Here is a 21,070-nt window from a genome sequence, read left to right on the forward strand (position 1 = left end):
CGTTTTATCCGGCCTACCCGCTGATTAGTGAGATTTAACTGATTTTATACCCAGCCAGTCGACGATCCCCTGTGCGGCATGACGCCCTTCCGCCATGGCCGTCACCACCAGATCGGCTCCGCGCACCGCATCCCCCCCGGCAAAAATCTTCGGGTTCGTGGTTTGATAACGGTAAGCGCTCTCAACGTCCGCAGCGATCCGCCCCCAGCTATCAACCTTCACGCCGTGCGCCTCCAGCCATGGCATGCCGTGCGGATGAAAACCAAACGCCATGATCACCGCATCGGCAGGCATCACAAATTCACTCCCGGCGATGGGAACCGGACGCTGCCGCCCCTGCGCATCAGGTTCACCGAGTTGGGTGCGTAAGAAACGCACGCCGCTGACGCGCCCTTCAGCATTCAGCACCAGCTTAACCGGCTGGACGTTAAATTCAAAGTTAGCCCCCTCTTCTCGGGCATTTTTGACCTCTTTTTTCGAGCCGGGCATGTTGGCTTCATCCCGACGGTAAGCGCAGGTGACCTGGCTTGCCCCGTGGCGCAGCGCGGTACGCACGCAGTCCATGGCCGTATCGCCGCCACCGAGGACCACGACGTTCAGTCCGGCGGTGTCAATAAACGGCTCCTCTGGCAGTTCATCCAGTCCCATCACCTGCTTGGTATTGGCAATCAGGAACGGTAGCGCGTCATACACACCGGGGGCGTCTTCATTCGGCAGATCCGCTTTCATCGAACGATAGGTCCCGACGCCCACAAACACCGCATCGTAGTCTTCCAGCAACGCGGCCAGCGTCACGTCCTTGCCGACTTCGCAGTTCAGTTCGAAATGAATACCCATGGCACTGAAGATTTCACGACGGCGCACCAGCAATGATTTATCCAGTTTGAAGGCCGGAATACCAAACGTCAGTAAGCCGCCAATTTCAGGATGGCGATCGAAGACGGTGGTGCTAACGCCGTTGCGGGCTAACACATCCGCACAAGCCAGCCCCGCCGGACCCGCACCGATAATGGCGACGCGTTTATCGACTTTCTGTACATGACTTAGGTCCGGTCTCCACCCTTTGCTCAACGCGCGATCGGAGATGTAACGTTCAATATTGCCAATGGTGACCGCACCGTGTTCATCACGTACCGTACAAGCCCCTTCGCAGAGCCGGTCCTGCGGACAGACGCGTCCGGTAATTTCCGGCAGACAGTTGGTCTGGTGCGAAAGCTCAACCGCTGCGTCAATGTTTCCGGCTTTCACCAGTTCGATCCACTGTGGAATATGGTTGTGCAGCGGGCACGTCCACTCGCAAATACTGTGCTCGCCACACTTCAGGCAGCGGGAGGCTTCCCGTTCAGCCTGCGCCGTGCGGAACGGCAAATAAATTTCATCAAAGCTGGTTTTACGGGCTTCAATCGGCAGTTTATCGGGCTCACCGCGCGGGGGCGTGGCCCGCATTTGTTCAACTTTACTGGTGACATGCTGCGTCACTCCGCTGGCAATCGCATGCCAGGGTTGACACTCCTGACTGGCTGCGCGCAGCCTGCGTGCTTTTGAAAGACCGGCAAGTGAGCTTTCAGTCACCTGCTGTAGCGCCTGCGCCGGACAGTTCTCAACGCAGGCCGGTCCTTCTTCCCGCCCCTGACACAAATCGCACTTATGCGCGGTCGCTTTCACCTTTCCTTTCGCCACGGGAGTCAGTACGATCTGCATCGTGCCAAAAGGACAGGCAACAACGCAGGATTTACAGCCAATACACTTTTTCGCGTTCACCTGCACGCTGTCATTGTCATGACTGATTGCGCCATTCGGACAGCTTCTGGCACAGGGCGCGTCTTCACAGTGGCGGCAAGTCACCGCACTGCGCTGGTGTTGATGTTTGATGACGGTAATGCGCGGCTGAAAATGCCGTTGGCTCAGGACATGCCGCTCATCGTTATGCGCCATGACACAGGCGACCTCACAGGCGTGGCATCCCAGGCACTGTTGGCTGTTGACCATAATAAAACGATTCATGGCTTCCTTCTTTTTTGGTTGCAAAAACCTTATTCTTTATATGACTGTTATTAACCGACCCTGAAGTGAGCGGCAATGTCCATTTGCCCAGAAAGTACAACTATTTATCCAGAACCTGTGGCAGATCAATTTATTTCATCGCATATGAAATTGTGTTTCAGTTACCATCCTGTTTCATGGCGATTTTATTAACATTTAACAAATACACTGAGTCGTTCGGGCTGCAACCAGGCGCGAGGCGCATTGTGTGAGGATGTGCGAGTGACGGTAAAGCGTCCTGTCTCGGCCAGTTTAGCCAAGGCTTTTTTCTACATCGTGCTGCTGTCAATTCTCTCTACGGGCATTGCGCTGCTTACGCTCACCAGCAGTTTGCGCGACGCGGAGGCAATTAATATTGCCGGTTCCCTGCGTATGCAAAGTTATCGGCTGGGGTATGACCTGCAAAGCCAAAGCCCACAACTCAACGCCCATCGCCAGCTTTTCCAGCAGGCGTTAAACGCGCCGGCATTACAAAATCTGAACGCCTGGTATGTTCCAGAGGCAGTAAAAAGTCGCTATGGACGTCTGCATGCGAACTGGCTGGAAATGAACACCCGACTGATAAGCGGCGATTTGCCCTGGTATCAGGCCAATATCAACAACTATGTCAATCAAATCGACCTCTTCGTGCTGGCGTTGCAGCATTATGCTGAGCGCAAAGTGATGCTGGTGTTTGGCATATCGCTGGCGGGCGGGATCGGCATATTCACCCTGGTGTTCTTTACTTTGCGGCGTATTCGCCAGCAGGTAGTACGTCCACTCAATAACCTGGTGATGGCCAGCCAGCAGATTGAACACGGTCAGTTTGATATCCCCCAACTGGATACCGGCTTGCCCAACGAACTGGGGCTGCTGGCGAAGACGTTTAGCCAGATGTCGAGTGAACTGCATAAACTGTACCGCTCGCTGGAAGCCTCCGTGGCGGAGAAAACACACGACCTTCACGAAGCCAATCGCCGCCTGGAAGTGCTGTATCAGTGCTCTCAGGCGCTGAATACCAGCCAAATTGACGTGCACTGCTTCCGCCATATTTTACAGATCGTTCGCGAGCACGACGCTGCATATTTCCTGGAACTCACCGTCGGTGATAACTGGCGGATCAGCGAAGGGACTAAAAGCCCCGAACTGCCGATGCAGATCCTGCCGGTCACCATGCAGGAGACCGTCTATGGAGAACTACACTGGCAAAGCCCTAACGTGAGTGCGTCCACACCGCTGCTTAATAGCGTGTCAACCATGCTGGGACGCGGGCTGTACTTCAATCAGGCGCAAAAACATTTTCAGCAGCTGTTGTTAATGGAAGAGCGAGCGACCATCGCGCGTGAACTCCACGACTCGCTGGCGCAGGTACTGTCTTATTTGCGCATTCAGTTAACGCTACTGAAGCGTTCGATTCCGGAAGATAATGCCCCGGCGCAGGGCATCATGGCCGATTTCTCCCAGGCGTTGAATGATGCGTATCGCCAGTTGCGCGAGCTGCTCACCACCTTCCGCCTGACCTTACAGCAGGCCGATCTGCCTTCTGCCCTGCACGAAATGCTGGAAACGCTGCAAAACCAAACTTCGGCTAAACTGACGCTCGATTGCCGGTTACCGACGCTGGCACTGGATGCGCAAATGCAGGTGCACCTGTTGCAGATCGTTCGTGAAGCAGTGTTGAACGCCATTAAACACGCCAGTGCGAGCGAAATTGCCGTCAGCTGCGTGACCGCGCCGGATGGGAATCATACCGTGTATATCCGCGATAACGGCGTCGGTATCGGTGACCCGCAAGAACCCGCGGGACACTATGGTTTGAATATTATGCGTGAGCGAGCAGAAAGACTCAGCGGTACACTGACCTTCTCGCAACCCTCCGGGGGCGGAACGCTGGTCAGCATTAGTTTTCGATCGGCAGAGACAGAAAGTCAGCTAACGTAAAGAACAGCAATGCGCCGTCTGGTCTGCACCCAGTCCAGACGGCGTTGGCACGAAAGGTACGCTGTAAACGCGTATGATAATTTACATTATCTTCTTTTTTTCTCCACGTTTGGCTCGTACCTTGCCGCTACAGTGAAGCAGGTCATACCCACAAATATACGCAGAAACACGAGGTCCCCTTTTAATGGCGAATTTTTTTATCGATCGCCCCATTTTTGCCTGGGTGTTAGCTATCCTGTTGTGTCTCACAGGAACCCTGGCTATTTTTTCGCTGCCCGTTGAGCAATATCCCGATCTGGCGCCGCCGAACGTGCGCGTCACCGCGAACTATCCAGGCGCGTCGGCACAAACGCTGGAAAACACCGTGACCCAGGTTATCGAACAGAACATGACCGGTCTCGATAACCTGATGTATATGTCGTCGCAAAGCAGCGGGACCGGCCAGGCGTCGGTGACGCTAAGTTTTGTGGCAGGGACCGATCCTGACGAAGCCGTACAGCAGGTACAAAACCAACTGCAGTCGGCGATGCGTAAGCTGCCGCAGGCGGTACAGGATCAGGGGGTGACGGTACGTAAAACCGGGGATACCAATATCCTGACTATCGCCTTTGTCTCCACCGACGGCTCAATGGACAAGCAGGATATTGCCGACTACGTGGCGAGTAATATTCAGGACCCGCTCAGCCGTATTAACGGCGTGGGGGATATTGACGCCTACGGCTCTCAATACTCCATGCGTATCTGGCTCGACCCGGCCAAGCTGAACAGCTTCCAGATGACCGCCAAAGACGTCACCGACGCTATCGAGTCGCAAAATGCGCAAATTGCAGTCGGCCAACTTGGCGGTACGCCTTCGGTGGACAAACAGGCTCTGAATGCGACGATCAATGCTCAGTCATTGCTACAAACGCCGGACGATTTCCGCGCGATTACGCTGCGCGTGAATCAGGACGGTTCCGACGTCAAACTGGGCGACGTCGCCACAGTCGAAATGGGCGCAGAGAAATACGATTACCTCAGCCGCTTTAACGGCAATCCGGCCTCCGGTCTGGGGGTTAAATTAGCCTCTGGCGCCAATGAAATGGCGACGGCGAATCTGGTTATCAATCGCCTGAATGAGCTGTCGCAATATTTCCCGCACGGACTGGAATACAAGGTGGCGTATGAAACCACCTCCTTCGTCAAAGCGTCGATTATCGACGTGGTAAAAACGCTACTGGAAGCCATCGCGCTGGTCTTCCTCGTCATGTATCTGTTCCTGCAAAACTTCCGTGCGACGCTTATCCCGACCATCGCCGTCCCGGTGGTGTTAATGGGCACCTTCTCCGTGCTCTACGCCTTTGGCTACAGCGTCAACACGCTGACGATGTTTGCGATGGTGCTGGCCATCGGCTTGCTGGTCGATGACGCCATTGTGGTGGTGGAGAACGTCGAGCGCATCATGAGCGAGGAAGGCCTCTCGCCGCGTGAAGCCACGCGGAAATCGATGGGGCAGATCCAGGGTGCGCTGGTGGGTATCGCCATGGTGCTGTCCGCGGTATTTATCCCGATGGCCTTCTTCGGTGGCACCACCGGGGCGATTTACCGCCAATTCTCGATAACCATCGTCTCGGCAATGGTGCTGTCGGTGCTGGTGGCGATGATCCTGACCCCGGCCCTGTGCGCCACATTGCTCAAGCCGCTGCATAAGGGCGAACATCACGGTCAGACCGGGTTCTTCGGCTGGTTTAACCGCATGTTTAACCGCAATGCTGAACGCTATGAAAAAGGCGTTGCCCGAATTTTACATCGCAGCCTGCGCTGGATCCTGATCTACGGCTTACTGCTCGGCGGCATGGTATTCCTGTTCCTGCGCCTGCCAACCTCGTTCCTGCCGCTGGAAGACCGCGGCATGTTTACCACCTCGGTGCAGCTGCCCAGCGGTTCCACGCAGCAGCAGACGTTAAAAGTGGTGGAAGAAGTCGAGAAGTATTATTTCACCCATGAAAAAGACAACATCATGTCGGTCTTCTCAACAGTCGGCTCTGGCCCTGGTGGGAACGGGCAGAACGTAGCGCGCATGTTTGTCCGCTTAAAAGACTGGGACGATCGTGACGCCACCACCGGCACCTCATTTGCCATTATCGAACGCGCCACCAAAGCGTTTAACCAGATTAAAGAGGCGCGCGTATTTGCCAGCAGCCCTCCGGCCATCAGCGGCCTGGGTAGCTCTGCCGGTTTTGATATGGAGTTGCAGGATCACGCCGGTGCGGGTCATGACGCGTTAATGGCCGCACGGGACAAACTGATAGAACTTGCCGGGAAGGACACCTCTCTCACCCGCGTACGTCATAATGGCCTCGACGACAGCCCGCAGCTGCAAATTGATATCGATCAGCGCAAAGCACAGGCGTTGGGGGTTTCTATCGATGATATTAACGACACGCTGCAAACGGCCTGGGGCTCCAGTTACGTCAATGACTTTATGGACCGCGGCCGTGTGAAAAAAGTCTACGTGCAGGCGGCGGCGAAATATCGCATGCTCCCTGACGACATCAACCTGTGGTACGTGCGCAACAATAGCGGTGGTATGGTGCCGTTCTCGGCGTTTGCCACCTCGCGCTGGGAAACCGGTTCACCGCGTCTGGAACGCTACAACGGCTACTCTGCCGTCGAGATCGTCGGCGAAGCCGCGCCCGGCGTCAGTACCGGGACGGCAATGGACGTGATGGAATCGCTGGTGCATCAGCTTCCGACCGGATTTGGCCTCGAATGGACGGCGATGTCTTATCAGGAACGGCTCTCGGGCTCTCAGGCCCCTGCCCTGTACGCTATTTCGCTGCTGGTGGTGTTCCTGTGTCTGGCGGCACTGTACGAAAGCTGGTCGGTACCATTCTCCGTCATGCTGGTAGTGCCGTTGGGGGTGATTGGCGCGCTGCTGGCGACCTGGATGCGCGGTCTGGAAAACGACGTTTATTTCCAGGTCGGGCTATTAACGGTTATCGGGCTGTCGGCGAAAAACGCGATATTAATTGTTGAGTTCGCCAATGAAATGAATGAAAAAGGACACGATTTGCTCGACGCCACACTGCACGCCTGTCGTCAGCGTTTACGTCCAATTTTAATGACCTCACTGGCGTTTATCTTCGGGGTGCTGCCGATGACCATCAGCAGCGGCGCAGGCTCCGGCGGTCAGCATGCGGTAGGGACCGGCGTGATGGGCGGGATGATATCCGCCACCATTTTGGCCATTTACTTCGTGCCGCTGTTTTTTGTGCTGGTACGCAGGCGCTTCCCGTTGAAGCCACGCCCGGAATAATCAGGGCACAAAAAAGGCGACTTATTATGAGTCGCCTTTTTTTATCCCTTGCGGGATCAGGATGTCTGCCAGAAATTTATTTACGAAGCATGACTTCGATAAAATCTTTCCAGTTCCCCAGTTCACGTTCAATCATAACAACCTCTCTTATTATTATGGGCATTCTACGAAATCATCATCATTAAAAGAAGACAATTTAACCAATGGTTGTGATTGCATCCTCCCGTGTGTGGGGTGTATGTCATCACTATGCGCTATACCCATAAATTTTATGTGACTTACGGCAATATTTTGAAATATTCATACATAATCTACGACTTTGATAAAGTCTGATGGAAAAACAGTCAGATGCAAAGCAGTAAATTCTGAATTTTACGCCATCCCTGATTCTGGAACTTTCAGGAATCATTATTCACTGTTGTTCAACAATGTTATATTTTTCTATAACGATTGAGTGACACTATGTATTATCTGCAATAACACAGATTAAGAATAAATATTCAAATTACGTCAATAAGGATTCAAATGGTCACCCTTTACGGCATTAAAAACTGCGATACGATTAAAAAAGCCCGACGCTGGCTGGAGGAACGCGGTATTGAGTACCGCTTCCATGATTATCGCGTTGACGGTCTGGACCACGCACTCATGCAGTCTTTTATCAACGAGTTAGGTTGGGAGGCGCTGCTCAATACGCGCGGAACCACCTGGCGCAAACTGGATGAAATCACGCGGAGTCGCATCACCACTGCGGACGCCGCCGCCGCGTTGATGATTGAAATGCCTGCAATGATCAAACGCCCATTGCTCTGCGCACCGGGTAAGCCTATGCTGCTGGGTTTTAGTGAATCCAGTTATATGCAGTTTTTTAATGATTGTAATGAGGTGTAGTCTATGTCGTGCCCGGTTATTGAGCTGACACAGCAGCTTATTCGCCGTCCTTCTCTGAGCCCGGATGATGCCGGGTGCCAGGCGTTAATGATTGAGCGCCTGCGCGCGGTAGGTTTTACCGTTGAGCGAATGGATTTTGGTGACACACAGAATTTTTGGGCATGGCGCGGACACGGTGAGACGCTGGCATTTGCCGGTCACACCGACGTCGTGCCTGCCGGTGATGTTGATCGTTGGATCAATCCGCCATTTGAGCCGACAATCCGCGACGGCCTGCTGTTCGGACGCGGCGCTGCGGATATGAAAGGATCGCTGGCGGCAATGGTTGTCGCGGCAGAGCGTTTCGTCGCTCAGCACCCTAACCATAAAGGCCGTCTGGCATTTTTAATCACCTCTGATGAAGAAGCCAGCGCGAAAAATGGCACCGTGAAGGTGGTTGAAGCGCTGATGGCCCGCAACGAACGACTGGACTATTGCCTGGTCGGCGAGCCATCCAGTACCGAAATCGTCGGTGATGTGGTCAAGAACGGGCGTCGGGGTTCACTGACCTGCAACCTGACGATTCACGGGGTTCAGGGACACGTGGCCTATCCGCATCTGGCCGATAACCCTGTGCACCGCGCTGCGCCAATGCTGAATGAACTGGTAGGCATTGAATGGGATCAGGGTAATGAATTTTTCCCCGCGACCAGCATGCAGATTGCCAATATTCAGGCAGGAACCGGCAGCAATAACGTCATCCCCGGCGAGCTTTTTGTTCAGTTCAACTTCCGGTTCAGCACCGAACTCAACGATGAGATGATCAAATCGCGGGTGCTGGCGTTGCTGGATAAGCATCAGCTGCGTTATACCGTCGACTGGTGGCTTTCCGGTCAGCCGTTCCTGACGGATCGCGGTAAACTGGTGGATGCAGTGGTCAACGCCATTGAGCACTATAATGAAATTAAACCGCAGTTACTGACTACAGGCGGGACATCCGACGGGCGCTTTATTGCCCGCATGGGGGCGCAGGTAGTAGAACTTGGGCCGGTCAATGCCACCATTCATAAAATTAATGAATGTGTTAATGCCGCCGACCTGCAGCTGCTTGCCCGTATGTATCAACGTATCATGGAGCAGCTCGTCGCCTGATGAGCGTTCCTGCAAGAGGAAATGAGCATGGACTTGCTGGCAAAGTATTGGTGGATTTTAGTACTGGTTTTTCTGGTAGGCGTACTGCTGAACGTAATCAAAGATCTCAAGCGCGTTGACCATAAAAAATTTCTCGCCAATAAACCGGAGCTTCCCCCGCATCGTGACTTTAACGATAAATGGGATGATGACGATGACTGGCCGAACAAAGATCAGCCGAAGAAATAAACACAGTCCCGTAGGCCCGGTAAGCGTTAGCGCTACCGGGCATTAAGTGCCGGATGGCGACCTCGCCTTATCCGGCCTACGGGCTAGATCATCTCAATCACATCATCATCGTGGGGCTTACCGCCACTCAGTGCTTCATCGAAATAGTGCTTCGGTACGGTAAAACGCAAATGATCGAGTGCATATTGCATGCTGCGATCGTCAATGGCATGGCCGAGATCTTCGACGATATCCAGCGTCACATCCCCTCCGGCACGAATTAATGCTTCCTGCGCGGCAACGGCGTGAGACAGTTCGATCACCCGGTCTTCCCCGCCGTGAATCAAATGCACCGTTGTGGCGGTCGTCGCCACCTCCGGCACGCTGGCGTAGCGGCCATTGAAGGCGATGACCCGCGATGCCAGCCCCGGTTCGGCCTTGATGCTCTCAAGCGACATAATCGCCCCCTGCGAAAAACCAATCAGCGCGGTTGCCTGAGGGGAAACGCCGCTCTGTTGCTGCCAGTAGCGTACGATGTCGATAAACACCGGCATGATGGCATCAACCCGCTCCTGACGGTTCTGTTCCGTCACGCCCTGCACTGAAAACCACTGCCGGCCGCCGGTGGAACCATAAGGCTGTGCCCCACCGATACTGACAATCAGCGCATTGGGGAACAGCGGTGCAAACCAGGAACCAATTTCGCCCATGGCAACCGGGTTATCGCCGACGCCATGAAACAGCAGCAACAGCTGTTGCGCGGGTTTATCGGGACGTTGAACAACAAAATGGTCATGTTTCATGGCGATCTCCTTAACTGATAAGAGTAATTCTACGCCGCTTAATCGCAATGACCATGCCAGGAAATTGAAGAAGTCAGTGAAAAAATTGCCATTGCATAATGCGATTCTGTAGCTGTTGCGTCCGGGCCGCATCGATCTGGGCCAACGCCTGCGCCGCTTCATCCCGCTGAACCAACAACAGCGCTTTACGCCCGGACACCTTCAGTCGCTGGCACAGTCCAGTGTCGCCGCATCTCTCGTCGACACGTCCGCGCAATGCCGGAAGAGGTAGCTCGCTGCGCTGGAGCAGGCGACTCAGACAGCCTAACGAAGTGAGCCGCGGCCGATGCGCAAAGGCAAATCCAGCCAACGCCTGCCAGTCGTCATCATTAAGCGTAGTCTCTTTCAGCGGCACGACCGGGATCGTCTCATCGTTCCACTGTGCCAGAACGTCAGCATCCCGACGCAGGCGCAGGTGTTCGGTTGCGGCCAGGCGTTTTCCCGCCTCGCTTATCGGCAGCAGTGCCATCGCGGTGTAGCAGCCGCTGCTGGCCTCCCGATGATTCCCCATCCGCACCAGCACAAAGCCGCATCGCTGCCAGAAACGCCATAGCTCACTCGTATAACCAAAACTGACCGACAGATAGTCACACTGCGTGGAATAGTAATGAGCCTGCTCGATTAGCCGTTGCCCAATACCTTCCCGCTGGCGGGCGGGATGAACCGCAATACGACTTACTCGCCGTCCAACGAGCGTCGCCGCCTGTGGGTCACTGCCGTGCGCGGCCAGTGATTGCGCCACCAGGTTTCCTCTTGGACGACGATAACCTGCCCAGACGGCCTGGCTAAGTTCAGCGGATAAGCCGCCTTCATCCACCAACCAGACGGCCCCCGCCACCGCGTCAGCCGCCGATGCTTGCAAAAAATGCTGGCCAGGCGCGTCCATCATTCGGCGCAAATCCAGCGGAGACGTGCGGTAATGCGCCCCGGAGAGCAGCCGGTATACCGCCAGCGGCAGATGCGGATTACTATGCCAGGCCGTCGACTCAAAGGTGGAGAAGTGGATATCGCCTTGAGGGGGATGCAAAAAAGTGTCGTCGTCGAACACCAGCGTCTCACTGACGGTTTGTTCCAGCGGACACCCCTGAGCCCACCTGATGGGCTGCTGCAGTTCATAACGCAGAAGATGGGGGAAACGCGCGCAGAACTTCAATAAGAAGCCTCTGCCGGTTCCCTCGTAACCCTGAACGGTGGTAGTCAACAGCACACGTGGAAAACGCGAAACCAGCTGATGCAGCAACGGGGCGGGAATAGCGGCCGCTTCATCCACAATCAGCCAATCAGCGGTTTCGCTGCCGGTGAGTAACGCATCAGGCGCCATAAAACGATAACGTTCTCCGGCAAACTGCGCCAGCACATCCGTCGCCGCTTTTGCCGGGGCGGTAACAATGGCGCTTGCCTTCATGCGTGATATCAACTGCCCGGCCAGCGCGGATTTACCCCGGCCTCGCGCGGCGGTTACCGCTGCCACGCCGGGCGGCATATCCAGCAGCTGCTGTAAAATGACCGCCTGTTCTGGCTGAGGCTCGCCGTTAGCTGGCTGCCAGCGAGCGCGTGCGGGAAAATATCCAGGCGTAAAAGGCTGATGCTGTTGCCAGTGCAGGGTTTGTCCGTCACGGGTCATCACCCGTTGAAAGTGTTCGACAAAGTGCGGCGTAGGGATAGGTTCGGCGCAATCGCTCCAGCGCAGTGAATCCACATCAGGATGCGTTTGCCAGGTCAGCCAGGGGGGCGTCAGCAGCACCAGCCAGCTTCCGGCACGCAGCGTGCCGCTTAGGGCGGCAAACGCCGCAGCGTCAAATCCCTGACGGGCATCAAAAACCGCATGGCGAAACTCACGCCCCAGTAACGTTTGTAGCGCTTGCGGCGTGCAGTACGGTTCAGCGGGGGCCGTTGCCCCCACCCAAAGCCAGTCGCCGGGTAATGTGTTGCGTAGCGCAAACGCCCGCTCCTGAGGCCACAGACCCTCGCCGCTAATAATCAGCAGGCGACGGATGCCTTCCCGGCCCATGTGTTCAGTTAACGCATTCAGTGCGGTGTTATCGGACATCCCTGCCTCAGGATCTTAAATGCCTTTGCCAAAGGTATTACATTGCGCCGGGTCGCCGCTATCAAAACCGCGTTTGAACCAGCTATAGCGCTGTTCAGAGGTACCATGCGTAAAGCTGTCCGGTACCACGCGTCCCTGCCCCTGCTGCTGCAGTCGATCGTCACCAATTGCCTGGGCGGCGTTCAGCGCTTCTTCCAGATCGCCCGTTTCCAGCACGCCCTGCTGCTGCATACTGTTGCCCCAGACGCCAGCAAAGCAGTCGGCCTGCAGCTCCATACGCACGGAAAGACGATTCACTTCCGCCTGCGAAGCATTCTGCTGCATCTGGCGAACTTTCGGTTCTATGCCTAGTAGTTTCTGCACGTGGTGGCCAACCTCATGCGCAATGACATAGCCCTGAGCAAAATCACCGTCAGCACCGAGCTTACTTTTCATGTCGTCATAGAAGGAGAGATCGATATAGACCGTGCCGTCCGCAGGGCAATAAAATGGCCCCATCACTGACTGGCCTGCTCCACATCCGGTTCGCGTCGCGCCACGGTACATCACCAGCTTAGGCTGCTGATAAGTACGACCCATTTTTTCAAACTGCTGGCCCCAGGTGTCTTCGGTCGTGGCGAGGATCACCGAGGTAAATTTGGCCGCTTCATCATCATTCGGACTGATGGAACGCGTGGATTGCTGCTGCGAAACAGGTTGGCCGGTCATTAACCCGGTGAGATCGACGCCATAATAGCCGGCCACAAGGACCACAATCAGCAGGATGATGCCGCCTTTACCACGTGGCAAACGAAAGCCCGGCCCGCCCATAGAAGGTCCGCCGCCCGAACTGTTACGTCTGTCTTCTACATTGTCGCTTTCGCGACGCCCTTGCCAGCGCATAATCACCTCAACTTTTTATTCATTATGATGATGATCGTAGGCGGTTCGGAACAGGATTACCATAAGAAAGAGTAATCAAACCAGGGGGGAATTGATGAGCCGGAGAGCGATCGCCGGCTCAGGAAGGGATCAGTCTAACTTCACACCCAGGCGATGTGCGACAGCTTCATAGGCTTCGATCAGGCCGCCCAGACTCTGGCGGAAACGGTCTTTGTCCATTTTATCCAGCGTTTCTTTGTCCCACAGACGGCTACCGTCCGGAGAGAATTCGTCGCCCAAAACCACTTCACCTTTATACAAACCAAACTCAAGTTTGAAGTCGACCAGGATCAGACCCGCGTCATCAAACATTTTCTTCAGCACGTCGTTGGCTTTGTAGGTCAGCTCTTTCATTCGTGCCAGATTCTCTTTGCTCACCCAACCAAACGTTTCGCAATAGGACTCGTTAATCATTGGATCGTGCATAGCATCGTTTTTCAGGAACAGATCAAACAGCGGCGGATTCAGTTCAATACCTTCCTCAACGCCTAAACGCTTCACCAGGGAACCTGCCGCGCGGTTACGCACCACGCACTCGACCGGGACCATCTCCAGTTTTTTCACCAGACATTCGGTATCGGATAGCAGTCGCTCCATTTGGGTCGGAATGCCCGCTTCTTGCAGCTTGGTCATAATGAAATGGTTGAACTTATTGTTCACCATGCCTTTACGATCGAACTGTTCGATGCGCGCGCCATCCCCTGCTGACGTATCATTGCGGAATTCGAGCACCAACAGGTCCGGGTTTTCCGTGCTGTATACGGTCTTCGCTTTACCACGATACAGCTCAGCTTGCTTTTGCATCTTTATTACTCCTGGGTGTGAAATAACGATAAATATTGCGTTTTTCTGCTGACGCACACGTTTGCGTATCATACCAGAAAAAAGGGCTGGAGTTATCCAGCCCTTGATTTTTACTTACTGAATGCTGCCTGGAAGACGGCGACCAGCGCGTCGTTCTGGCTTTGCGTCAGGGTATGTCCCTTCGGATCGATAAACTGCAAGCTGCTGCGGTTGTCTAAATCACCGACCTGCAGTTTGTAGTCGCCGGATACGAGACCCGGATCGCTCGCGCCCAGTTCCTGCCAGTTGCTATCGGACAGCGGTTTGTAGGTTACGGCGATGCTGCCCTGAGAACGAGTACTGTCGGTCACTTTCATGCCCACTTTCTCAAGTGCTGCTGGCAGACGCTGCCACACCACGTTGAACGGTCCGCGTACCACCAGCATCGGCAAGCCGGTGTCATCGGCGGCGCTCTGAACATCCATGGTGGCGGCAGAGCGGCTCTGCGCGGCATTCGCGGCGTCGGTGGCGGTCTTATCCAGACCCGCAGAGATAACGTTCATCATCTCAGCGCTGTAGCGCTGCATTGATGCAGCATCTGCCACCGGCTTACCGGCCTGCTCGAGGTTAACCAGTTTCACCGTTACCGCCTGCTGATAGCCCTGCGGTTTAACCGAGATTTGATAACGTCCGCGATACTGCTCGTCTTCATCAAGACGGTTCCAGTCAACCCAATCGGTCGTCAGCGTCTGACTGGCATCATCACGTTTGGTAATGGTGTAGTTTTTCGCCTGAATCACGCTAACGACCTGCGGCCACAGCGTGTTACTACGACCATTCTCTACCAACAACGTTGCCGTATCACCTGCGATCTGGGTACGTGCACCGCTAACCAATGCCAGCGGTTGAGCCGGTGGGCGAATATCCAGCGCTTTACCAACAGCACCGCTGCCGTTGGTTACCGGGATGGTATAATCACCGGTTGTTACCGGCAGAATCATCCCAGCTGGCGCATGAAGCTCAGCAAGCGGTGCGGCCTCCAGATAGGATTCATCACCGCTCACCTGGCGCTTATAGCGCGAGTCAGAACTACAGGCCGCGAGCAACATAACTAGCGAAACACCCGCAACCTTGGCCAGGCGCGACTTTTGTACTGAGTAAGCCATCAAATCTCCCTAAACTTTACAGCAAACCGGCATGCTTAAGCGCCGCTTTGACGATATCACGAGCATTGTCCGTGATTGGCGTCATCGGCAGACGCAGCGTATCGGTTGCCACAAGACCCAATTCCTTACATGCCCATTTCACCGGGATAGGATTGGGTTCGACAAATAGTTTGTTGTGTAACGGCATCAAACGCTGGTTAATCACCCGCGCCTCGGCAAAACGCCCTTCTGCCGCCAGTTTGCACATTTCAGCCATTTCACGTGCCGCTACGTTAGTGGTAACGGAAATCACGCCATGACCACCGAGCTGCATAAAGTCCAGCCCGGTCGCGTCATCACCGCTGAGCAGAATAAAATCGTCTGAAACCAGCTCTTTGATCTGGTGAACACGACTTAAGTTCCCTGTGGCCTCTTTGATAGCGACAATATTTTTTACTTTCGCCAGACGACCCACGGTCTCCGGCAGCATATCGCAGCCAGTACGGGACGGCACATTATACAGAATTTGTGGCAAGTCAGTATGTTCAGCGATGGCTTTGAAATGCTGGAACAAACCTTCCTGCGTCGGGCGGTTGTAGTAAGGCGTCACCGTCAGGCAGCCGACAATACCGCTGTCGTTGAAACGCTGCGTCAGACTAATGGCTTCTGCGGTCGCATTGGCGCCGGTTCCGGCAATCACCGGAATACGCCCGTCGGCCAGTTCCAGCGTCATCATCACCACATCGCCATGTTCATCATGACTCAGCGTGGCGGACTCACCGGTAGTGCCAACCGAAACGATCGCCGAGGTGCCGCTGGCGACATGATAATCAATCAGTTTTTTCAGGCTCGACCGGCAGACTTTACCTTTCTCATCCATCGGCGTAATAAGCGCGACAATACTTCCCGTGAACATGGGCCATCCTCTGTGCAAACAAGTGTCTCAATGGTACGTTTGGTACGACAATAAAAGCAAGCGACCAGAGCCCTTCTGATTGTTGTATGCATGTTTTTTTTATGCTTTCCTTATAATTACCTCACCGCTCAAAGGAAGAACAGGTTTGACATCGTCATCGCAACACTATCTGGTCATTACTGCGCTGGGTGCCGACCGCCCAGGAATTGTGAACACCATCACTCGTCATGTCAGCAGTTGTGGCTGTAATATTGAAGACAGCCGACTGGCCATGCTGGGTGACGAGTTTACATTTATCATGCTGTTGTCTGGCACCTGGAATGCCATCACCCTGATTGAATCAACCTTGCCGTTGAAAGGCGCAGAGCTGGATTTATTGATTGTGATGAAGCGTACAACCGCACGCCCCCGCCCGGCGATGCCCGCCACGGTATGGGTTCAGGTTGATGTCCCTGACTCTCCCCATTTGATTGAGCGCTTTACCGCCCTTTTCGACAGTCATCAAATGAATATTGCCGAACTGGTTTCGCGCACCCAACCGGCGGAGAACGGAAAGGCTGCCCAGTTGTTTATTCAGATTACCGCACATAGCCCTGCGTCACACGATTCGGCAAATATTGAGGATGCGTTTAAAGCACTCTGTACAGAACTCAATGCGCAAGGCAGTATTAACGTCGTCAATTACTCACAGCATGATGAACAGGATGGAGTTAAGTAATGAACCCACTGAAAGCCGGTGATATCGCACCGAAATTTAGCTTGCCGGATCAAGACGGAGAACAAGTAAATTTAACCGACTTCCAGGGACAGCGTGTTCTGGTTTATTTCTACCCGAAAGCCATGACGCCCGGCTGTACCGTACAGGCCTGTGGCTTACGCGATAACATGGATCAGTTAAAAAAAGCCGGCGTGGAAGTGCTGGGTATCAGCACCGATAAACCGGAGAAGCTTTCCCGCTTCGTGGAGAAGGAAGTGCTTAACTTCACGCTCCTGTCCGATGAAGATCACCAGGTTTGCGAGCAGTTTGGCGTCTGGGGAGAAAAGTCATTTATGGGTAAAACCTATGATGGCATTCATCGCATCAGCTTCCTGGTGGATGCTGACGGCAAGATTGAACATGTGTTTGATGATTTCAAAACCAGCAATCACCACGACATCGTGCTGAAATGGGTGCAGGAAAACGCCTGATTTATTTTTGCCGGATTAAGCCTGATGGCGACGCTACGCGTCTTATCAGGCCTACATCCGCGCAAGTCCGTAGGCCGGATAAGGCATTTACGCCGCTATCCGGCATCAACGTCGTTTACTCAAACGTCCCTTTAACACACGCTTTTTTCTCTTTCACCACCGCGTTGCCCTTCGCCCACAGGTGGTAAACTTCCAGCGTGTCGTTGAGCACCAGAATGTCCGCATCGCATCCAACCGCCAGACGTCCTTTATGCCCAAGTCCCAGAAACTCCGCCACCGTGCGCGTGAGCGGACATAATGCCTGCTCCAGAGGAATGGCATGAACCGTCACCAGTTGGCGCAGCGTGTGTGCCAGTGATTCAAATCCGGCCACACCAATCCCCGTCAGATTGCCCTGTTCATCAAACTCCGGCTGGCTGCCGTTACCGTCTGAACTCAAGGTAATCCGCGACAGTGGAACGTCGCTGCGCAGCGCGGTCGCGATGGCCGTTGCCGGATCCACGGGCTCATCAATACTGCTGGTAATGTCGATATACCCCCCTTTGCGGGCATAGGCTAAGGCGGCCTCAAACAACGGTTCCGCGCGGTTAACATGCGTTGGCAGCAGTTTGGTTATCGGCACATCTGAATGCGCGAGGACGTCATACAGCGGCTCCAGCATGCGAGGGCTGTCACCCATATGGAAGACGCTAATCCCCGGCTTCTGCCCTAATAATCCACCGACGCGCGACTGCGCCGCCATGTTCGCCAGCACCGCGGTATTCGGGGCTGATGAGCGATGGTCTGAAATCGCACATTTCACCCCTATCACCTTGTCGATCAGCGCTACATCGCGCTCAATACTGCCGGTAATGGTCGGGGAAGGTAACGAATACGCGCCGGTGAGCATCCAGGCACTGATGCCTTCATATTCCAGTGCTCGGGTTTTCGCCAACAGCGACTCCGGATGACGGGTAATTCCATCGGTACCCAGCAATCCCACCACTGAGGTGATACCCGCTTCAACCAGACGTGACAGACGCACTTCCGGTGTGCGGGTGTGGGGGCCGGCCTCTCCGCCACCGCCAATCAAATGAACGTGCTGATCGATAAACCCCGGACAAACAATGGCCCCCTCGAGATTGATACACTGACAGCCGGGAAAATCGTCTGCCAGGATAGACGGCGCGATGGCGACAATTTTTCCGCCCACGACCAGAATATCTTGTTGCCCCAAATCGTCAGGCGCGTAAACGTGTCCGCGCTGGAACAGCGTCAGACCAAGAATTGAACAGTTCATAACCTTCCTTGTCAGGCAATCACCTGCATAACCCAAATAGAGAGCAGCGCATTAATCACGCATACCGCAATAATAAGCGGATAATAGCGAGGATGAACCCCCGCAGTCCCCAGACAGCGTCCGACATTTTGCACTGGATTCCCCATCAGGTAGATGGCCGGTAGCAATACCGTCGCATCATGTCCCGAAAGGGTTCCGGCGACAACCAGACTGGCGCAAACGCCAACGCCGCCGCCCATACTCATCACCGCCGCCAACAGCACGGTGGCAGATTCCCCCGGCAATCCCCACAGAGCCATAACCGGTTCGCACACCCGGCCGACGACGTCGAGCAACCCCGTTACCTTTAGCGCCTGAATAATCACAAACGCCATCACCACGTTCGGTAACAGGCTGGTGGTGGCAATGGTAAACCCGCGCCTTGCGCCATCGATGAACATATCCATGACATTTTTACGTACGTGTGTTGTCATCTCAGGCCTCCTGCTGCGTACGGCGATTTTCAAGCTGCGCGATCCACAGCCGTAGCAGGTTCGCGCCAACAAATTTGAAGACCAGGATCACCGCCAGTGGCGTTATCACCGGAACGGTAACCATCGTAAACAGCGCCGCGCCTGAGGAAAAATAGTTGGTGATACACGCGCTACCGCTGGTTTGCCAGCAGGCAAAAATAGCACGTTCCTGTTCAGTGATAATCCCCTCTTCCGCCAGCTCTTTGGTCATTCCGGCTGCGGCATCGGTATTTTGCACATTCGCAATCAGCGCCAACGAGCAAATACCCGGAACGCCGAGTAAGGGGCGCAGGACCGGCGTCATTAGCTGCTGCGCCGCGCGCAACCCTCCCAAGCCTTCGGTAATGGAGATGATGCCAAGTGACAGAATGACGGAGGGCGCCAGTTCCAGCGCAAATAAAAAGCCATCTTTTGCGCCCATCCCGCCGGTACCGCGAAACGAGACCGCCGTCTCGCCTGCCGCGTTTATCTGCCCAAATGCGCCGTTGAGAACGGTGAAATCGAACACCCGCCACCAGTCGGTACTTTTCGAAAACATGCCGGAAAAAAGGATAATAGTGACGAAAAAGGCGAGATAGCCAACCCATCCCGCTTTTTGTTGCGTGTGCGTGTTGTGACCCATTTTTTTCTCCTGTTGGTCTTATTCCTTGTGTGACAAAAAGACATCACATTGGTCAAGTTAAAGGCTAATACGGAGAAAAACGACACCCAGGAAGATTATTCAGAAAGTGTGTATAGAGGTCAGACAAGTTCTGGCCCGGCGGCATTGCACTCAATCGTCTGACCATCCGGCCAGGCATGGACGACTGCTTTGATTAACGTCGCCAGCGGAATAGCAAAGAATACGCCCCAGAATCCCCACAGCCCGCCAAAAATCACCACCGACAGAATAATCACCAGTGGATGCAGGTTTACGGCTTCGGAGAACAGTACTGGGACCAACAGATTGCCATCCAGCGCCTGAATGATCAGGTACACGGCAAAGCAGCTCCAGAACTCGGTCCCGAGACCAAACTGGAACAGCGCCACGCCCACCACCGGGATGGTCACCACAAAGGCACCGATATACGGGATCAGGACTGAAAAACCGACCAGTACAGCCAGCAGCAAGGAGTAGTTGAGGCCAAACAGCAGGAAGCCCAGCCAGGTGGCGACGCCTACCACTACCATTTCCAGCACTTTGCCGCGAATATAGTTGGTGATTTGCTGGTTCATCTCTTTCCAGACCTGCCCGGCCAGTCCACGATTACGCGGAAGTACCCGACGTACGGCATTCAGCATCTGGCTTTTGTCTTTCACCAGGAAGAACACCATTAGCGGAACGAGAACCAGATACACCGCCAGCGTCAGCAATCCGACCAGCGAAGCCAGCGAATATTTCACCACGGAATCGCCCATATTGAGCATTCGCGCGCGCATATTCTCTGCCATCGCATCAATGATGCCGGCATCCATCAGCGCCGGATACCGTCGCGGCAAGGTAGCGGCAAAATCAGACAGCTTGTTAAGCATGCCGGGCATATCGCGAATCAGGTAGATCCCCTGCTGCCACGCGACCGGCATTACCACAAACGCCATCAGCAGCAGAATACCGACGAACACCACCAGTACAATGGATGTCGCCCAACGCCTTGAACAGCCGATATTTTCCAGCCGCACGGTGGGCCATTCCAGCAGATAAGCCAGCACAATGGCAACCAGCAGCGGCGCTAACAGCCCACTAAAGAAGAAAAGGATGCCAAAACCGGCAACCAGAATAATCAGCAAGGCAATAGCCTCAGGGTCGCTAAAGCGGCGGCGATACCATTGCATCAACATTTCGAGCATAAAACCCTTCCATGAACCTCAATAGCGGGATTGCGATCCCGAATTGTATCGAAATGTCACAAAAAAGACTTCGCTTTTTATAGCGGTTTACGCAAAGTGAAAAGACATTTTTCCTGG

Annotated in this window: 19 protein-coding genes; 7 read left to right on the forward strand and 12 right to left on the reverse strand. The window is 54.5% G+C overall.

Going from position 1 to position 21,070, the window contains the following annotated elements; all coding sequences use genetic code 11:
* Positions 1-24: 24 nt before the first annotated feature.
* Entirely contained in the window at positions 25-2,004 is a 1,980-nt protein-coding gene (aegA, locus tag FDW88_RS02255) for a formate-dependent uric acid utilization protein AegA (protein ID WP_137361932.1), read from the reverse strand.
* 261 nt (positions 2,005-2,265) lie between these two features.
* On the opposite strand from aegA, the gene narQ reads away from it, so the two are divergent.
* Together narQ and acrD are read left to right on the forward strand one after the other, a co-directional pair.
* Positions 2,266-3,963 (forward strand): nitrate/nitrite two-component system sensor histidine kinase NarQ, encoded by a 1,698-nt coding sequence (gene narQ, locus FDW88_RS02260; RefSeq protein ID WP_096756210.1) that lies wholly within the window; start codon positions 2,266-2,268, stop codon positions 3,961-3,963.
* Positions 3,964-4,147: 184 nt separating this feature from the next.
* Positions 4,148-7,261 carry a multidrug efflux RND transporter permease AcrD gene (gene acrD / locus FDW88_RS02265; protein ID WP_096756209.1) on the forward strand — a complete coding sequence of 1,038 codons (3,114 nt, stop codon included), beginning with the start codon at positions 4,148-4,150 and terminating at the stop codon, positions 7,259-7,261.
* Between the two features lie 76 nt (positions 7,262-7,337).
* Here acrD and ypfM read toward each other — a convergent pair whose 3' ends face one another.
* Positions 7,338-7,397, reverse strand: coding sequence for a protein YpfM (gene ypfM, locus FDW88_RS02270; protein ID WP_001386977.1), 60 nt, complete (start codon positions 7,395-7,397; stop codon positions 7,338-7,340).
* 389 nt (positions 7,398-7,786) lie between these two features.
* On the opposite strand from ypfM, the gene FDW88_RS02275 reads away from it, so the two are divergent.
* Genes FDW88_RS02275 through FDW88_RS02285 form a run of 3 tightly spaced genes read left to right on the forward strand, consistent with a single transcriptional unit; the run spans position 7,787 to position 9,511 of the window.
* Positions 7,787-8,152 (forward strand): ArsC family reductase, encoded by a 366-nt coding sequence (locus tag FDW88_RS02275; protein ID WP_137361933.1) that lies wholly within the window; start codon positions 7,787-7,789, stop codon positions 8,150-8,152.
* Positions 8,153-8,155: 3 nt separating this feature from the next.
* On the forward strand, positions 8,156-9,283 hold the full coding sequence (gene dapE / locus FDW88_RS02280; protein WP_096756207.1) for a succinyl-diaminopimelate desuccinylase: 1,128 nt from the start codon (positions 8,156-8,158) through the stop codon (positions 9,281-9,283).
* A gap of 27 nt (positions 9,284-9,310) precedes the next feature.
* Positions 9,311-9,511, forward strand: coding sequence for a hypothetical protein (locus tag FDW88_RS02285; protein ID WP_096756206.1), 201 nt, complete (start codon positions 9,311-9,313; stop codon positions 9,509-9,511).
* An 83-nt stretch (positions 9,512-9,594) separates the two neighbouring features.
* Here the strand turns inward: FDW88_RS02285 and ypfH are convergent, their stop codons facing one another.
* The 6 genes from ypfH to dapA form a co-directional block, all read right to left on the reverse strand.
* Positions 9,595-10,293: an esterase gene (ypfH, locus tag FDW88_RS02290; protein ID WP_137361934.1), complete on the reverse strand. Its 699-nt coding sequence runs from the start codon at positions 10,291-10,293 to the stop codon at positions 9,595-9,597.
* Between the two features lie 73 nt (positions 10,294-10,366).
* Positions 10,367-12,382 carry a tRNA(Met) cytidine acetyltransferase TmcA gene (locus FDW88_RS02295; protein ID WP_137361935.1) on the reverse strand — a complete coding sequence of 672 codons (2,016 nt, stop codon included), beginning with the start codon at positions 12,380-12,382 and terminating at the stop codon, positions 10,367-10,369.
* A 15-nt stretch (positions 12,383-12,397) separates the two neighbouring features.
* A complete protein-coding gene (locus FDW88_RS02300) occupies positions 12,398-13,264 on the reverse strand; it encodes a neutral zinc metallopeptidase (RefSeq protein WP_117343535.1) in 867 nt (288 codons plus the stop codon).
* A 129-nt stretch (positions 13,265-13,393) separates the two neighbouring features.
* Positions 13,394-14,107 carry a phosphoribosylaminoimidazolesuccinocarboxamide synthase gene (purC, locus tag FDW88_RS02305; RefSeq protein ID WP_096756202.1) on the reverse strand — a complete coding sequence of 238 codons (714 nt, stop codon included), beginning with the start codon at positions 14,105-14,107 and terminating at the stop codon, positions 13,394-13,396.
* A 110-nt stretch (positions 14,108-14,217) separates the two neighbouring features.
* Positions 14,218-15,252, reverse strand: a complete 1,035-nt coding sequence (bamC, locus tag FDW88_RS02310; protein ID WP_117343534.1) for an outer membrane protein assembly factor BamC — start codon at positions 15,250-15,252, stop codon at positions 14,218-14,220.
* Positions 15,253-15,268: 16 nt separating this feature from the next.
* Entirely contained in the window at positions 15,269-16,147 is an 879-nt protein-coding gene (gene dapA / locus FDW88_RS02315; protein WP_096756200.1) for a 4-hydroxy-tetrahydrodipicolinate synthase, read from the reverse strand.
* Positions 16,148-16,292: 145 nt separating this feature from the next.
* On the opposite strand from dapA, the gene FDW88_RS02320 reads away from it, so the two are divergent.
* Positions 16,293-16,865, forward strand: coding sequence for a glycine cleavage system transcriptional repressor (locus tag FDW88_RS02320; protein ID WP_003037954.1), 573 nt, complete (start codon positions 16,293-16,295; stop codon positions 16,863-16,865).
* On the forward strand, positions 16,865-17,335 hold the full coding sequence (gene bcp, locus FDW88_RS02325) for a thioredoxin-dependent thiol peroxidase (protein WP_096756198.1): 471 nt from the start codon (positions 16,865-16,867) through the stop codon (positions 17,333-17,335). The genes FDW88_RS02320 and bcp overlap by 1 nt, the downstream gene beginning before the upstream one ends.
* A gap of 115 nt (positions 17,336-17,450) precedes the next feature.
* On the opposite strand, the gene iadA is transcribed toward bcp, so the two are convergent.
* From iadA to FDW88_RS02345, 4 genes are all read right to left on the reverse strand, one after another.
* Positions 17,451-18,614, reverse strand: coding sequence for a beta-aspartyl-peptidase (gene iadA / locus FDW88_RS02330; protein WP_115257802.1), 1,164 nt, complete (start codon positions 18,612-18,614; stop codon positions 17,451-17,453).
* Positions 18,615-18,625: 11 nt separating this feature from the next.
* Positions 18,626-19,087, reverse strand: a complete 462-nt coding sequence (locus tag FDW88_RS02335) for a YjiG family protein (protein WP_115257801.1) — start codon at positions 19,085-19,087, stop codon at positions 18,626-18,628.
* A gap of 1 nt (position 19,088) precedes the next feature.
* On the reverse strand, positions 19,089-19,748 hold the full coding sequence (locus FDW88_RS02340; RefSeq protein WP_137361936.1) for a nucleoside recognition domain-containing protein: 660 nt from the start codon (positions 19,746-19,748) through the stop codon (positions 19,089-19,091).
* A 119-nt stretch (positions 19,749-19,867) separates the two neighbouring features.
* Positions 19,868-20,953 (reverse strand): AI-2E family transporter, encoded by a 1,086-nt coding sequence (locus FDW88_RS02345; RefSeq protein ID WP_137361937.1) that lies wholly within the window; start codon positions 20,951-20,953, stop codon positions 19,868-19,870.
* Positions 20,954-21,070 lie beyond the last annotated feature (117 nt).

The organism is Citrobacter sp. wls829 (assembly GCF_005280825.1).
GTDB classification, from domain to species: Bacteria; Pseudomonadota; Gammaproteobacteria; order Enterobacterales; family Enterobacteriaceae; genus Citrobacter; species Citrobacter gillenii.

Coding starts and splice junctions, on each gene's coding strand:
- FDW88_RS02275 (WP_137361933.1), top strand. CDS start 7,787: ATGGTCACCCTTTACGGCATTAAAAACTGCGATACGATTAAAAAAGCC.
- bcp (WP_096756198.1), top strand. CDS start 16,865: ATGAACCCACTGAAAGCCGGTGATATCGCACCGAAATTTAGCTTGCCG.
- bamC (WP_117343534.1), bottom strand. CDS start 15,252: ATGGCTTACTCAGTACAAAAGTCGCGCCTGGCCAAGGTTGCGGGTGTT.
- FDW88_RS02300 (WP_117343535.1), bottom strand. CDS start 13,264: ATGCGCTGGCAAGGGCGTCGCGAAAGCGACAATGTAGAAGACAGACGT.
- purC (WP_096756202.1), bottom strand. CDS start 14,107: ATGCAAAAGCAAGCTGAGCTGTATCGTGGTAAAGCGAAGACCGTATAC.
- FDW88_RS02285 (WP_096756206.1), top strand. CDS start 9,311: ATGGACTTGCTGGCAAAGTATTGGTGGATTTTAGTACTGGTTTTTCTG.
- FDW88_RS02340 (WP_137361936.1), bottom strand. CDS start 19,748: ATGGGTCACAACACGCACACGCAACAAAAAGCGGGATGGGTTGGCTAT.
- acrD (WP_096756209.1), top strand. CDS start 4,148: ATGGCGAATTTTTTTATCGATCGCCCCATTTTTGCCTGGGTGTTAGCT.
- dapA (WP_096756200.1), bottom strand. CDS start 16,147: ATGTTCACGGGAAGTATTGTCGCGCTTATTACGCCGATGGATGAGAAA.
- FDW88_RS02295 (WP_137361935.1), bottom strand. CDS start 12,382: ATGTCCGATAACACCGCACTGAATGCGTTAACTGAACACATGGGCCGG.
- aegA (WP_137361932.1), bottom strand. CDS start 2,004: ATGAATCGTTTTATTATGGTCAACAGCCAACAGTGCCTGGGATGCCAC.
- iadA (WP_115257802.1), bottom strand. CDS start 18,614: ATGAACTGTTCAATTCTTGGTCTGACGCTGTTCCAGCGCGGACACGTT.
- FDW88_RS02345 (WP_137361937.1), bottom strand. CDS start 20,953: ATGCTCGAAATGTTGATGCAATGGTATCGCCGCCGCTTTAGCGACCCT.
- ypfH (WP_137361934.1), bottom strand. CDS start 10,293: ATGAAACATGACCATTTTGTTGTTCAACGTCCCGATAAACCCGCGCAA.
- FDW88_RS02335 (WP_115257801.1), bottom strand. CDS start 19,087: ATGACAACACACGTACGTAAAAATGTCATGGATATGTTCATCGATGGC.
- dapE (WP_096756207.1), top strand. CDS start 8,156: ATGTCGTGCCCGGTTATTGAGCTGACACAGCAGCTTATTCGCCGTCCT.